Consider the following 14,348-nt stretch of genomic DNA (forward strand, 5'->3'; position numbering starts at 1 on the left):
CCGAAGCGCCGCGACGCTTACAGATAACGATTATGAAGATTTACGCACGCGCAGATACCATTCGCACAGCAGGCGTACTTGCTTGCGGGTATAGCCTTTTTCCATCATGCGATCGACAAAATCATCGTGTTTTTTCTGCTCGTCCGTTGAGGTTTTGGTATTGAACGAAATCACCGGCAGCAACTCTTCGGTGTTCGAGAACATTTTCTTCTCGATGACCGTGCGCAGTTTTTCGTAACTTGTCCAGTTCGGATTGCGTCCGCTATTCTGCGCACGGGCACGCAGCACAAAGTTGACAATCTCGTTACGGAAATCTTTCGGGTTACTGATCCCGGCAGGTTTCTCGATCTTTTCCAACTCGGCGTTCAGCGATTCGCGGTCAAACAGCTGTCCGGTGTCAGGATCGCGGTACTCTTGATCCTGAATCCAGAAATCAGCGTAGGTGACGTAGCGATCAAAGATGTTTTGACCGTATTCAGAGTAGGACTCCAGATACGCGGTCTGAATCTCTTTACCGATAAACTCGGCGTATTTTGGAATCAGGTAGCCTTTCAGGTGCTCCAGATACTTCTCGGCTTGATCCTGAGGGAACTGCTCGCGCTCAATTTGCTGCTCCAGCACGTAGAACAGATGCACCGGGTTGGCCGCCACTTCAGCATGGTCAAAGTTGAACACGCGCGACAGGATTTTAAACGCGAAGCGGGTTGAAAGACCGTTCATGCCCTCATCAACGCCCGCGTAATCGTGATACTCCTGCCAGGATTTGGCTTTTGGATCGGTATCTTTCAGGCTTTCGCCATCATAGACGCGCATTTTGGAGTAGATGCTGGAGTTTTCCGGCTCTTTCAAACGCGACAGAATCGAGAAGCGGGCCAGGGTTTCCAGCGTGCCCGGCGCGCATGGCGCAGTGGTCAACTCACTGTGATCCAACAGTTTGTTGTAGATCTTGATCTCTTCGGAAACGCGTAGGCAATAAGGCACTTTGACAATGTAAACACGGTCAAGGAACGCCTCATTGTTTTTGTTATTACGGAAGGTGACCCATTCTGATTCGTTGGAGTGCGCCAGAATGATGCCGTTGAACGGCAGGGCAGAAATCCCTTCGGTACCGTTGTAGTTACCTTCCTGCGTGGCGGTCAGCAGCGGATGCAGCACTTTAATCGGTGCTTTAAACATCTCAACGAATTCCATCACGCCCTGATTCGCGCGGCAAAGGGCACCTGAATAGCCGTATGCGTCAGGATCGTTTTGCGCGTGATTTTCCAGTTTGCGGATATCCACTTTACCAACCAACGCAGAGATATCCTGGTTGTTCTCATCGCCTGGCTCTGTTTTGGCAATTGCTACCTGCTCCAGAATTGACGGCCACACTTTCACCACTTTGAAGCGGGTGATATCGCCGCCAAACTCATGCAGGCGTTTCGCCGCCCAGGGCGACATGATGGTGCCCAGATAACGCCGTGGCACGCCATACTCTTTTTCCAGAATATTGGCGTCTTCCTGCGGGTTAAACAGGCAGAGCGGATGATCGTTTACCGGGCTGCGCTCGCCGTCGGCGCTCAGCACATAGATCGGCACACGCTGCATCAGCGCTTTCAGGCGCTCGGCCAATGAGGATTTACCGCCACCCACCGGGCCCAGTAAGTAAAGGATCTGTTTCTTCTCTTCCAAACCCTGCGCGGCGTGTTTCAGATAAGAGACGATTTGCTCAATCGCTTCCTCCATACCGTAAAACTCTTCGAAGGCCGGGTAGCGTCCCATGACGCGGTTGGAAAAGATTCGGGAAAGGCGAGGCTCTTGCGCAGTGTCAACCATCACCGGCTCACCGATGGCCATTAATAGTCGCTCGGCAGCGTTGGCGTATGCACTGCGATCCTGTTTACAGATGGCGAGGAATTCCTGCAATGAGAACTCTTCGTCCTTGGCAGCTTCATAACGCTGACGATAGTGATCGAATATATTCATAGCGATGCCCGTCCTTTCGTTTTTAGCACAGGTAAAGGAGCGTAATAAAAGTTTGTAGCAGCTCCCGGAAGATATTCTTTATTGAGTACAGCAACCCTTATGCCAACCTGACGTTTTTTTATCGGGATACACAATTCTTATGGTTACTCTGCTCGTACAAAAAAGTCTCGTCTTACATTTAACTGTAGAAGGCATTCAGAAAACCTGCAGCCACTTTTCTCCTTATTCGGCGATATATCAATAACAAAGTCTCATAAGCACTGAGGCAATCAACCTAAGCCGTGAGAGCGATGAAGCCACTGAGAATATTTCGCTATGCTGGTTAGAGAGCATCATTAAACGTTAACCGATAGCAAAATTTTGGTTAGACTCTGCGTGTGATTGTTATATTAATGGACTGAATAAATTGTGAACCAATTCAAACTTAAAGCGCTTACTCTGGCTATTCCTTGTTATTTTGCGGCGTTCGGCACTCATGCAGAACCCTTATCTCTTGGCGCTTCGGTGATTTATGCGCAGTCACCTTATCGGGGCGGACAAGACCGCTATCTGCCGATTCCGGTGATTAATTATGAAGGTGAAAACTTCTGGTTCCGTAGCCTGCAAGGCGGCTATTACCTGTGGAAAGACCCGCAGAATCAGCTGTCGCTGACGGTGCTGGGATCGCCGCAGCAGTACGATCCGAAAGACAACGATTTGGGTGACATGAAAGCGCTGGATAAGCGCCGTATGACGCTGATGGCTGGCGCCAACTATCGCCACGTTGCCGATTGGGGTATCGTGCGCACCGCTCTGCTGGGTGATGTGCTCAATAACAGCAATGGGTTAATCTGGGATCTCACCTATCTATATCGCTTTGATTTCGGCGCATTCAGCCTGACGCCGGGCATTGGTGCCATGTGGAACAGCGCCAATCAAAACCGTTATTACTACGGTGTTTCATCCCATGAAAGTGCGCGAACCGGCATCGCTGAGTATCATCCAGACGACAGCTGGTCGCCGTATGTCGAGATGAATGCCAGCTACCAAATCAGCGAAAGCTGGAACGCCAGCTTGTCAGGTCGCTACACGCGCTTCGACAGCGAAATTAAAGACAGCCCGATGGTCGATAAGAGTGGCCAGTTCACACTCTGGACCGGCATCAGTTACAGCTTCTAACGATTAAATAAACGCCTCGTAATGAGGCGTTTTTCTTACATTGCACCAATTCAGAGCCCCATATCAGCGCAACAGGAGGAGTGATGAAGACTATCCAATTTCACGGTGAATCAGCTTTACCCGCTATTGGCCAGGGAACCTGGTATATGGGTGAGAATGCAGCGCTGCGCAGCCAGGAAGTGGGCGCACTGCAGGCGGGTTTAGATCTTGGACTTAAGGTTATCGACACGGCGGAAATGTATGCGGAAGGCGCTGCCGAAGAGGTGGTCGGCGAAGCGTTACGCGGCCGTCGCGATCAAGCCTGGCTGGTATCGAAGGTGTATCCCTGGAATGCCGGTGAAGTCGATGCTATCGAGGCCTGCGAGCGCAGTCTGCGCCGTCTGCAAACCGATTACCTCGATCTCTACCTGCTGCATTGGCGCGGCAATGTCCCTTTAGAAGAAACCATTCGTGCGATGGGATCCTTGCAGCAGCAAGGCAAAATCCGCTATTGGGGCGTCTCGAACTTTGACCATGACGATATGCTGGAACTGTGGCAAGAGCCCGGCGGCAAATCCTGTTTAACCAATCAGGTGCTGTACCACTTAGCGTCCCGCGGGATCGAGTACGATTTGTTGCCACAGTGTCAGCAGCGCGAGATGCCGATTATGGCCTATTGCCCGTTAGCGCAGGCTGGACGACTGCGACAGGCGCTGTTTAACGATGCGCATCTTAAACAGATTGCACAACAGAAGGGCATCAGCGTGGCGCAAGTGCTATTGGCCTGGGTGATCCGTCAGCAAGGCGTTTTGGCCATTCCTAAAGCCAGCAGCGTTTCACATGTGCAGCAAAACGCGGCCGCGCTAAGCATCAATCTGACTAATGAAGAGCTGAGCATCATTGATCGGGCGTTTCCTGCGCCTCAATCTAAAACTGCGTTAGATGTGGTTTAGCGGCGCAACGGCGCCGCATCTTATTACTTATTAACGATACGAATCGTGGTGCCCAAACGCGCAGGGGATTCACCCGCGCTTTTTAACGGCTTGCTAATGCGCGCCGTTTCCACGCACACCATAGTTTTATAGCCTTCATTTGGCATGTCCCCCATACTGCATGATAACTCCGGACCTGGATTCCACGTGACAACGTCACTCTGATAGTGGTGATAGACTTCAATCTGGCGTTTGCCCGCTTTATCGTGAATCACGCTGCAGTCATCCGCTGCGGTGTGAATACGATCCACGCGGTTGGGATAGGTCTGCTTGCCGTCGGATGCGCCAACAGCATTATCGTTAACCTTATCGATAAAACTGTTACCTAATCCGCTCACTTCGACCTGAGAGATATCCGCAATCTGGAAGTAGCTGTGCAGCGCTGCGGTGGCTTCATAGTCGCCGTAAGCTTCCAGCTCAATTTCACAATGCTCAGCAATCCGGAAGCGAGCAAGCAGGGTGAAATCGTGCGGCCAGAGCTTTTTGGTTTGTGCGTTGCTTTCCAGCGTAAAAGTCAGCATTACCGCATCTTCGTTTTCGTCATGGGCGGTCAGCGTCCACGGCATATTGCGTGCAAAACCGTGCGCCGGTTCACCTGCCGGACCAAACCACGGCCAGCAAATAGGTACGCCCCCGCGGATTGCTTTACCTGTAGTAAATGGGGTCTTTTCACTGAGCCAAATCACCGGTTTTTGGCCGCTAGGCTGCCACGAAAGCAGATGCGCACCTTGCAGGGCAATCGCCGCACGCACTTTAGGATGGCTGATTACCACAATCGGCAAATCACTCTGCTGACGCTGTGACAGATAAGGGGTGATTTGATTCACTACCGGAAGGGTATAAAGCGTATCTTGCATGGTCAGACCTTCTCTTTTATCCAGTCGAAAAAAAGGGGCGACCGAAGTCACCCCTTGTCCGTTTAGCCGGTTAGCTTACTTAGAAGCAACCAGTGCAATCAGATCGAGAACTTTATGTGAGTAGCCAGTTTCGTTATCGTACCAGGAAACCAGTTTCACGAAGTTGTCATTCAGAGCGATACCTGCTTTAGCATCGAATACTGAAGTCAGGGTTTCGCCGTTGAAGTCGGTAGAAACCACGTCGTCTTCAATGTAGCCCAGAACGCCTTTCATTTTGCCTTCTGACTCAGCTTTAATCACTGCACAAATTTCTTTGTAGGTCGCTGGTTTTTCCAGGCGAACAGTCAGGTCAACAACAGACACGTTTGGAGTAGGAACGCGGAACGCCATACCGGTCAGTTTGCCGTTCAGCTCTGGCAGAACAACGCCAACTGCTTTAGCTGCACCGGTAGAAGATGGGATGATGTTCTGCGCTGCGCCACGGCCGCCGCGCCAGTCTTTGTGAGACGGGCCATCAACGGTTTTCTGCGTCGCGGTGGTTGCGTGAACGGTGGTCATCAGACCTTCAACGATACCGAAGTTGTCGTTGATAACTTTAGCCAGTGGAGCCAGGCAGTTAGTGGTGCAAGACGCGTTAGAAACGATGTCCTGGCCAGCATATTTGTCAAAGTTAGCGCCACGTACGAACATCGGGGTGCTGTCTTTAGATGGACCAGTCAGAACCACTTTCTTCGCGCCAGCAGTGATGTGTTTACGTGCAGTTTCGTCGGTCAGGAAGATACCGGTCGCTTCAGCAACAACGTCAACACCCACTTCGTCCCACTTCAGGTTAGCCGGGTCTTTCTCAGCGGTAACACGGATTTTCTTACCGTTAACAATCAGTGCACCGTCTTTCACTTCTACAGTGCCGTCAAAACGACCGTGAGTAGAGTCATACTTCAGCATGTATGCCATGTAATCGGCGTCGAGCAGATCGTTGATCGCGACGATTTCGATGTCAGAACGCTGCTGCGCAGCACGGAAAACGATGCGACCGATACGGCCAAAACCGTTAATACCTACTTTGATAGTCATATATTCCACCAGCTATTTGTTAGTGAATAAAAGGTTGGCTGTAAAATTACAAAAACCTTACCAGGCGTCAAGCGGAATCGTGTCAATTGTTGCGACAGGTCAATTCCAACACCAGGAATAATTCGTTGCGCAATCGCTTACGCAGCACCCTTATTGCGCGCCTATGTTACGCCGAATGCGGGCTGAAAAGGGATGACTTTTGCAAAGGGTGATCGCCATCACAAAATCGTGCTGTGGAACAGATGTCGGAGGCGTTAGCACGAAAAAAGACCCGATAGATGTTGTACGTTTGTTAGAATACTAGTCGATTTTTTCAGAATGACACTCCGGAACTCAAAATGGCTAAAGACACCGCACCCGACGCAAAAATTGCGCAGCTTTCCGAAATGCAGCGCTATGTCACTCAGCATCGTGGAACGGAGCCCCCTTTCTCGGGCGCCTTGCTGCACAACAAGCAGGAAGGGATTTACCACTGCTTAGTTTGTAATTCGCCGCTGTTTCTCTCCGAAACCAAATACGATTCAGGCTGTGGCTGGCCAAGTTTCTATCAGCCCTTCAGTGACGACGCTATCCGCTATCTGGAAGATGATTCACACGGCATGCAACGGGTTGAGATTCGCTGTGGCAACTGTGATGCGCATTTGGGACATGTGTTCCCGGATGGCCCACAACCGAGCGGCGAGCGCTACTGCGTGAACTCCGCCTCGCTAAACTTCACTGATGAGCAGGGCAATCAGCAAGAGGGCTAAGCATGAAACAGGAACTGGAAGCGATGCTGGAGGCGATGACGCCGGAAGTGTACGAGCGGCTCTCCACGGCGGTTGAAATCGGCAAATGGCCAGATGGCGTCGCGCTGACGCCAGAGCAGAAAGAGAATTGTCTGCAGCTGGTGATGTTGTGGCAGGCTCGCCACAATGACGATCCGCAACATATGACCATTAGCAAAGGTGGGGATATGGTGATGAAATCGAAGAAACAGCTGAAAGAAGAGTTTGGCATTGAGCCCGACGTCACGCGCATCAACCTGCACTAAAAATCAAAAGGGCTGGTTCTCACCAGCCCCTTATTTTCAGATTAATACCGCACCTTGTGCTTCCATCTGAGCGAAAGCAATTTCACTGTCATCCGGATTCAGGTTCACACCGCGGCAGCCCTCTTTAACCACCTCCACGTTGTAACCTAACTCCAGCGCATCCAGCACGCTGTATTTGACGCAGTAATCGGTCGCAATACCCAGCATCACTAAATCGCTAATGCCGCGCTCGCGCAGCCAACTGTCGAGTTCTGTCTTGCGTCGATGGCCGTTATCGAAGAAGGCGCTGTAGCTATCCACCTCAACATCGCCCCCTTTATGAAACACGGCATCAATCAGAGAGCGATCGAGATCGGGATGAAAATCCGCCCCGACAGAATTCTCAATACCGTGATCGGGCCACCAGATCTGCGCTAAACCGTTTAATTCGCCGAGCGTGTAGACCGGCTCGCCGGAGATCGAGGCGAAGCTGCCGTGATTGGCTGGATGCCAGTCTTGCAATGCCACCACACATTCACCCCGATCGTGAAACTCACGCGCAAATCGATTGGCGACGGCAACCGTTTGGTCACCCTCACGCACCGCCATTGGGCCGCCGGGGCAAAAATCGTTCTGAATATCGATGATTATCAATGCCCGCTTCATTGGTTTCGCTCCGTATCAATCTTCGGTCAGTTCGCCGCGTAAATTCTGCTGCATTTTGGCACGAATTTCCGCGCTGGTAAGGTTCTGACTCAATAAAAAATGCAGTTTGGTTAATGTGGCCTCAACGGTGAGATCAAAGCCGCTGATCACGCCCGCATGCTCAAGCGCATTGCCGGTGGCATAGCCGCCCATATTCACTTTGCCGGACATACACTGTGTCAGATTCACCACCACGATGCCGCGATCGCTGGCCTGTTGCAGTTCCGAAAGGAACTCGGCATTTTGCGGCGCGTTGCCAACGCCGTAAGAGCGCAGGATCAAGGCTTTCACCGGCTGACGCAGGAAATTACCCACCACGTCGGCAGAAATACCCGGATAAATCGTCACCACGCCAATCGGCTGTGGCGTAATCGGATGCACAATCAGCTCGCCATGACCTTGCGGTGCGGGCGGGGTATTTAACCGGCGGATATGAATACCCGCTTCCAGCAAAGGCGCAAGGTTTGGCGATGCGAAGGCATTAAAGCCGTCAGCATGTGCCTTAGTGGTACGGTTGCCGCGGAATAGCGTGTTGTTGAAAAACAGGGCAACTTCACTGATCGGATAATTGGCCGCCACATACAGCGAGTTCAGCAGGTTTTGCTGCCCATCAGAACGCAATTCTGCCAGGGGAATTTGCGAGCCGGTGACAATCACCGGCTTAGCGAGGTTCTCCAGCATAAAGGAGAGCGCCGAAGCGGTGAAAGCCATGGTGTCGGTACCATGCAAAATCACAAAGCCATCGTAGCGATCGTAGTTTTGCTTAATATCGTTCGCAATCGATTGCCAATCCTGCGGCGTCATGTCCGAGGAGTCCATCAGCGGCTGATATTCATGGATGGTGAAATCCGGCATTTCAGGCCGATGGAATTCGGGCATGTTTGCCAGCTGCTGTTGCAGATGACCCGATACCGGAATGTAGCCCTGCGCAGAGCGCTGCATCCCGATGGTGCCGCCGGTGTAGGCTACGTAGATATTTTTCTTTTGCATGAAGGAACTCAGACTTGCCGTAAAACGCGCAGTATAAGGGGATTGCGAACGAAAAGCAGCCCGACCAGCGGCCGGGCTGTAAAGATTAGCGTACGTTGCCGCAGTTCAGGCAGAAAGCGTAGCGATTTTGCGGATCGTTGAGGTTATTCAGTAAGCCAGGTTGCTGTTTCATTGCGCTCATTACGTCCAGCATTGGCGCAGGCAGCCAGACTTTCAGCGCAGCCGGCAACACCGACTGAACCGACGCGTTCATCTGATTCAGCAGCAGATCGATCATGCCCGGATCGTCCTGATACCAGCTCAACTCCGGCTTAGCGACTTTCGCCAGCTCAGCAGCTTTCGCCACGGCATCATCAAAGTCTCCCAACGCATCGACCAAACCATTGGCTTTCGCATCGCTACCGGTCCAGACGTGACCCTGCGCAATCGCATTGATCTCCTCAGGCGTTTTGTGACGCGAGGCCGCCACCAGGCCAACGAAATTACGATAGCCGTTCTCAATGGTCAGCTGCATCAGCTGCTGCACTTCAGTTGGCAGTGCTTTGGTGGTGGCGACGTCCGCCAGCGGTGATGTGGCAACGCCGTCAGTATGCACACCCACCGAACTCAGGCTGTTTTCAACGGTGTTAATCACGCCAAAGATACCGATGGAACCGGTCAGCGTGCTGGGTGCCGCCACGATGTAATCGGCAGGCGTTGAAATCCAGTAACCGCCGGAAGCCGCCATGCCACCCATTGAGACGACCACCGGTTTACCCGCATCGTGGGCTGCCGCCAGCTCTTCACGAATCGCTTCCGATGCCGTGACGCTGCCGCCAGGGCTGTTGACACGCAACACAATGGCTTTGATTTTAGCATCCAGGCGCGCATCGCGGATTTGCGACGCCGTGGTATCACCGCCGACGTTTCCGGCACTCTCTTCACCGTCCATAATCGCACCGCTGGCGAGGATCACGGCGATATTGCCATCCTGGCTCTGCGGCGGCTGTTTAACGGTGTAATCGTAGATACTCACGCTACGGTAATCGTTATTCGCCTTATCCCAGCCGAAGGTTTTCACCAGTTCCTGATCGGCGGCTGCACGCGTATCCAGTACATCCACCAATTTATTATTCAGCGCATATTTCGCGGTATCACCTTGCACCGCTTGCAAGCCGCTAATGATGCCGGCTGCACCTGGGAACAGCTGTTCTGGTGTAATTTGACGATTGGCTGCCACAGTATTCAGGTAATTCTGCCACAGCTGGCCAATCCAGCGCCCATCAGCGTCGCGCGCTTCCGGTGACATATCGTCACGCAGGAACGGCTCAACCGCAGACTTATAAGTGCCTACACGGAATACATGCGAATTAACTTTCAGCTTTTCCAGCAAAGTCTTGTAGTACAGGCCGTTGGTGGCGAAACCGTGTAGATCAACCGTGCCCTGAGGTGAGAGATACACCTTGTTGGCGTAACTGGCGATGTAGTATTGCGCCTGGCTGTAACTGTCGCCGACTGCATAAATAGGTTTGCCGGCGTCACGGAATTCGCGCAGTGCTTTACCCACATATTGCAGCGAAGGTTGATCGCCACCGGCAAAGTCACGCAGCTCCAGCACGATGCCAGTGATGTTTTTATCGGTTTTTGCCTGGCGGATCGCATCGACGACATCGAACAGGGAATTCTCCTGCAGGCGATCGCTATTTGCGCCTAACAGTTGACGGCTGATACGACTTAGACGATTGCTGACGGAAGGTTTATCGACCAGCACTCCACTCAGATCGATTTTCAATGCGCCTTGCTGTACAGGCTCACTGTTGTTGGAACTGGAAACCTGCAGCCAAATCCCGACGCCCGCCAGGATCAAAACAATAAGAAATAAATTAAGAATAAATTCCCGAATAAAATTCAGTACCCGCCAGGTCCAGCGGAACAGACCGGAAATAATTCGCCACAAAGTGCGCATAAACTCTCCATATTCACGTAGCAGGGCAGCCAGCACGCGGTCTGCCCCGATGTCGGGTTCATCCTAAAGAGCGGCGTGCGAAAAGTCAGCAGGAAATCGCGCCAGACTGTTACAAAAGATCGTGCTGTGCCAGGATTAGCCCACGCTTTTTATTCACGGGAGAAGAATAATGGATGCATTGGATTTATTGGTTAATCGCCGCTCGGCGTCTCGTCTGGCAGAACCGGCTCCGGCAGGTGAAGCGTTGCAAAATATTCTGCACGCCGCGATGCGCGCCCCCGATCACGGCACATTGCAGCCATGGCGTTTCATTATTGTCGAAAATGAGGGGCGCGAGCGCTTTGCTAACTTGCTGGAACAGGCCGCGCGTGACAGCAACCTTGAGCAGAAGGCGATCGACAAAGCAGCCTCCGCGCCTTTTCGCGCGCCGATGATCATCACCGTGGTGGCGCATTGTGAAGAGCACGCCAAAGTGCCGCAATGGGAGCAGCTGGCGTCTGCCAGCTGTGCGGTGATGGCGATGCAGATGGCCGCCGTGGCGCAAGGTTTTAATGGCATCTGGCGCAGCGGTCCGTGGACCGATCATCCGTCCGTGCGCGAAGCCTTTGGCTGCCGCGAGCAAGATGCGATTGTTGGTTTCCTCTATCTCGGCACGCCACAGTTGAAAGCCAACACCACCGTGGTTGCGCCGGACACCGCGCAGTTTGTCAGTTATTTCTGACAGACAATGCTGGACTTTTGCGGCAGGTTAGGCGCCGTTGCAAAGATTGCACAAAGCCTGTGCGAAAGATCGAGGTTAGGTCGTGCAACACTTACTCCCAACTGACAGCCAGGCTAACATAGCGCCTTCTGTTCATCGCATAAGGAAGTCGCCATGAGTGAACCTGTTCGTTTAACGCAATACAGCCACGGTGCGGGTTGTGGGTGCAAGATTTCGCCGCAGGTGTTGGAAACCATTCTGCGCAGTGAGCTCAGTCCGTTTAACGATCCGCAACTGCTGGTTGGCAATGAAACGCGTGATGATGCTGCAGTCTACGATCTCGGCAACGGTACTGCGGTGGTAAGCACCACCGACTTCTTTATGCCGATCGTCGACGATCCTTTTACCTTTGGTCGTATCGCCGCCACTAACGCCATCAGCGATATCTACGCCATGGGCGGGAAACCAATCATGGCGATCGCTATATTAGGCTGGCCGGTGAATCTACTGAGTCCGGAAGTGGCGCAGCAGGTGGTCGAGGGCGGGCGTGCCGCTTGTCAGGCGGCGGGAATCGCCCTGGCGGGCGGTCATTCGATTGATGCACCAGAGCCGATCTTCGGCCTGGCCGTAACCGGTATCGTCGATGTGGCACGGGTGAAAAAGAACAGCGCGGCGCAGGCCGGTTGTCAGCTTTTCCTCACCAAACCATTAGGCATTGGCATTCTCACTACCGCGGAGAAAAAAGGCCTGCTGCGGCCTGAACACCAGTCGCTGGCCGCCGACGTAATGTGCCAGCTGAATAAAGCCGGAGCGGAGTTCGCCAAACTGGCGGGCATCAGCGCGATGACCGATGTCACCGGTTTTGGCTTGCTCGGCCATTTAAGTGAAATCTGCCAGGGTTCAGGATTGCGTGCCGAAGTGATTGCAGCGCAGGTACCGCGCCTGGCGGGCGTCGATGACTATATCGCTGCGGGAGCGGTGCCCGGTGGCACCAGCCGCAACTTCGCCAGCTATGGCGAGCAGGTTTCACCCTTAGATGATGCCACCCGCGCGTTGCTGTGCGATCCACAAACCTCCGGTGGTCTGCTGGTGGCGGTTCAACCCGGCGCCATTGAGGCATTCCAGCGCTGCGCCTCTGCAGCAGGCGTGCAAGCAACGTCGATTGGCGAACTGTTTGCCGCGAGAGCCGATCGTCCACTGATTACCGTAGTTACCTGACGTTAAGGAACGACGCCATCCATGCGTTTGTTTATTGCCGAAAAACCCAGCTTAGCGCGTGCGATTGCCGACGTGTTGCCAAAACCGCATCGACGCGGAGACGGCTATATTGCCTGCGGGAATGACCAGGTTGTGACCTGGTGTGTTGGGCACCTGCTGGAGCAGGCGCAGCCCGACAGTTATGACAGCCGCTATGCGCGCTGGAATCTGGCTGATTTACCGATTATTCCGGAAAAATGGCGCCTGCAGCCACGTCCATCCGTAGCGAAGCAGTTGAAAGTGATTGAAGGCCTGCTGCAACAAGCCAGCATGGTGGTGCATGCGGGTGACCCCGATCGTGTACTGTTACAATGTTTTCATTGAATTGGATTGTTACGTAGATAATCTGTGAATTCGTGAAATCATCCGGCAGGTAGTTTTATGGGGATCGTGCTTTGGGAACTTCCTGACTTAGTACTTGATCAGGAAATCAGAAGGGAAATTGATACTGGCACCGGCGAATTATCGATACGCTTTGAAGGTACTGGTCAGCATTTAGGCAAGCTCCCATTATTATTTATGGAAGATGGCGGCAGTATCAGAGTCGCCAATAATTGGCTGATTCATTTAAAAGCTAATTTGCGTAAAAAAGAGGTTAATACCCAGGCTCAAGCTTTACTGCATTACTTTACCTTTCTTAATGAGATTGGCATGTCTTGGGATGAGATGCCAATCTCTATCAGGCTACGTCCCACCTATGCCTTTCGTAAGCATTTGCGAGAGATGTTCAAACAGGGTGAATTGGCGCGCAGTACCGCTAACAGTTATATGGGATCGGTGATTAATTTTTATAAATTCTATCTGGCTCGCGATCACTTTTTTGCCTATCCTCCCTTTAAATATGAAGTAGTACGGTTACATAGAAATTCATCCCATGAATATATGAGAAATCATTTTATCCATGTCGATACCACGGATTTAAGATTAAAACTGCCCAGTGATACCCGACACTTTGGATTATCACGAAAACTTGTTCCATTGAGCAATAACGAATGGCAAGTCGTCGAGTCTGTATATAAAATCCGTGGTATAGGTATTTCAACCAGTGCAGGTGAGGGTAATGAGGTTCCACTATCTGAGGAATGTAAGTTAGCTATTGATCTTAGCCGATACTCTGGTCTTAGAAGAACTGAAATAATATCGTTAAGAGCAAAGCAAATTTATAAACCAGATGCTGAACAGCTCAAGAAAAAATATCTTATCAATACTGATGGATTATTGCTTGATCCCCGACAAGGTGTTGAAACCAAGAATGGAACAATACGCACTGCTGAGATCCACTCTGAATTAATGCAGACCCTGTATGATTATATTAATTCATCCAGATATATTAAGCGTAGAAAGAAATATGAAGAGATTTATCCGGAAAACAAAGATAACCCGCCATTGTTGTTAAATCAAAATGGTAAGCCTTATGCCGCTAAAACACTGGATGCACGTTGGGGCGAAATCAGAAATGCGGTAAGAAAAGAGTTACCTAACTTTAATCATAAGTTTCATAATTTACGTTCAACATATGCTGTGGAAAGATTGAAGGAATTACTGAATGCTGGGCTAAAAGAGGGAAAGGCGCTTGATTACCTACAATCGGTGATGGGACATAAAAGTAGAGCGACCTTACTGGGTTACCTAAAATTCTGTGAGGAAGAAACAATGACGGCTAATGAAGTGCATGAGAAAGCATTAAATATTATTCTCAAGAGTGATAAATAGT

13 protein-coding genes and 1 pseudogene are annotated in these 14,348 nt (G+C 51.7%); 8 read left to right on the forward strand and 6 right to left on the reverse strand.

Going from position 1 to position 14,348, the window contains the following annotated elements:
- Positions 1–30: 30 nt before the first annotated feature.
- Entirely contained in the window at positions 31–1,965 is a 1,935-nt protein-coding gene (gene yeaG, locus PZBJ_RS21580; protein ID WP_008110364.1) for a protein kinase YeaG, read from the reverse strand.
- A gap of 408 nt (positions 1,966–2,373) precedes the next feature.
- On the opposite strand from yeaG, the gene PZBJ_RS21585 reads away from it, so the two are divergent.
- Together PZBJ_RS21585 and PZBJ_RS21590 are read left to right on the forward strand one after the other, a co-directional pair.
- Positions 2,374–3,123, forward strand: a complete 750-nt coding sequence (locus tag PZBJ_RS21585; RefSeq protein ID WP_101764213.1) for a MipA/OmpV family protein — start codon at positions 2,374–2,376, stop codon at positions 3,121–3,123.
- 83 nt (positions 3,124–3,206) lie between these two features.
- On the forward strand, positions 3,207–4,055 hold the full coding sequence (locus tag PZBJ_RS21590) for an aldo/keto reductase (protein ID WP_101764214.1): 849 nt from the start codon (positions 3,207–3,209) through the stop codon (positions 4,053–4,055).
- 23 nt (positions 4,056–4,078) lie between these two features.
- On the opposite strand, the gene PZBJ_RS21595 is transcribed toward PZBJ_RS21590, so the two are convergent.
- On the reverse strand, positions 4,079–4,951 hold the full coding sequence (locus PZBJ_RS21595) for a D-hexose-6-phosphate mutarotase (protein WP_101764215.1): 873 nt from the start codon (positions 4,949–4,951) through the stop codon (positions 4,079–4,081).
- Positions 4,952–5,026: 75 nt separating this feature from the next.
- Positions 5,027–6,025 (reverse strand): glyceraldehyde-3-phosphate dehydrogenase, encoded by a 999-nt coding sequence (gene gapA / locus PZBJ_RS21600; protein ID WP_007889697.1) that lies wholly within the window; start codon positions 6,023–6,025, stop codon positions 5,027–5,029.
- Positions 6,026–6,363: 338 nt separating this feature from the next.
- Here gapA and msrB point away from each other — a divergent pair, with 338 nt between their 5' ends.
- Positions 6,364–6,774 (forward strand): peptide-methionine (R)-S-oxide reductase MsrB, encoded by a 411-nt coding sequence (gene msrB, locus PZBJ_RS21605; RefSeq protein ID WP_101764216.1) that lies wholly within the window; start codon positions 6,364–6,366, stop codon positions 6,772–6,774.
- 2 nt (positions 6,775–6,776) lie between these two features.
- Entirely contained in the window at positions 6,777–7,058 is a 282-nt protein-coding gene (locus PZBJ_RS21610) for a YeaC family protein (RefSeq protein WP_101764217.1), read from the forward strand.
- Positions 7,059–7,094: 36 nt separating this feature from the next.
- On the opposite strand, the gene pncA is transcribed toward PZBJ_RS21610, so the two are convergent.
- The 3 genes from pncA to sppA form a co-directional block, all read right to left on the reverse strand.
- A complete protein-coding gene (gene pncA, locus PZBJ_RS21615; protein ID WP_101764218.1) occupies positions 7,095–7,703 on the reverse strand; it encodes a bifunctional nicotinamidase/pyrazinamidase in 609 nt (202 codons plus the stop codon).
- Positions 7,704–7,718: 15 nt separating this feature from the next.
- Positions 7,719–8,732 carry an asparaginase gene (ansA, locus tag PZBJ_RS21620; RefSeq protein ID WP_101764219.1) on the reverse strand — a complete coding sequence of 338 codons (1,014 nt, stop codon included), beginning with the start codon at positions 8,730–8,732 and terminating at the stop codon, positions 7,719–7,721.
- 85 nt (positions 8,733–8,817) lie between these two features.
- A complete protein-coding gene (gene sppA, locus PZBJ_RS21625; protein ID WP_101764220.1) occupies positions 8,818–10,677 on the reverse strand; it encodes a signal peptide peptidase SppA in 1,860 nt (619 codons plus the stop codon).
- Between the two features lie 169 nt (positions 10,678–10,846).
- Here sppA and PZBJ_RS21630 point away from each other — a divergent pair, with 169 nt between their 5' ends.
- From PZBJ_RS21630 to PZBJ_RS21645, 4 genes and pseudogenes are all read left to right on the forward strand, one after another.
- Positions 10,847–11,398 carry an NAD(P)H nitroreductase gene (locus tag PZBJ_RS21630; RefSeq protein ID WP_101764221.1) on the forward strand — a complete coding sequence of 184 codons (552 nt, stop codon included), beginning with the start codon at positions 10,847–10,849 and terminating at the stop codon, positions 11,396–11,398.
- A 153-nt stretch (positions 11,399–11,551) separates the two neighbouring features.
- A complete protein-coding gene (gene selD / locus PZBJ_RS21635; RefSeq protein WP_101764222.1) occupies positions 11,552–12,595 on the forward strand; it encodes a selenide, water dikinase SelD in 1,044 nt (347 codons plus the stop codon).
- A gap of 21 nt (positions 12,596–12,616) precedes the next feature.
- Positions 12,617–12,934 (forward strand): annotated as a pseudogene (locus PZBJ_RS21640) (toprim domain-containing protein); the annotation flags it as partial.
- 81 nt (positions 12,935–13,015) lie between these two features.
- Complete coding sequence (locus tag PZBJ_RS21645) at positions 13,016–14,347, forward strand: tyrosine-type recombinase/integrase (RefSeq protein ID WP_101764223.1); 1,332 nt, start codon at positions 13,016–13,018, stop codon at positions 14,345–14,347.
- The last annotated feature ends 1 nt before the right edge of the window (position 14,348 follow it).

Origin of the sequence: Pantoea endophytica (assembly GCF_002858935.1) — a bacterium.
Taxonomy (GTDB): Bacteria; Pseudomonadota; Gammaproteobacteria; order Enterobacterales; family Enterobacteriaceae; genus Pantoea; species Pantoea leporis.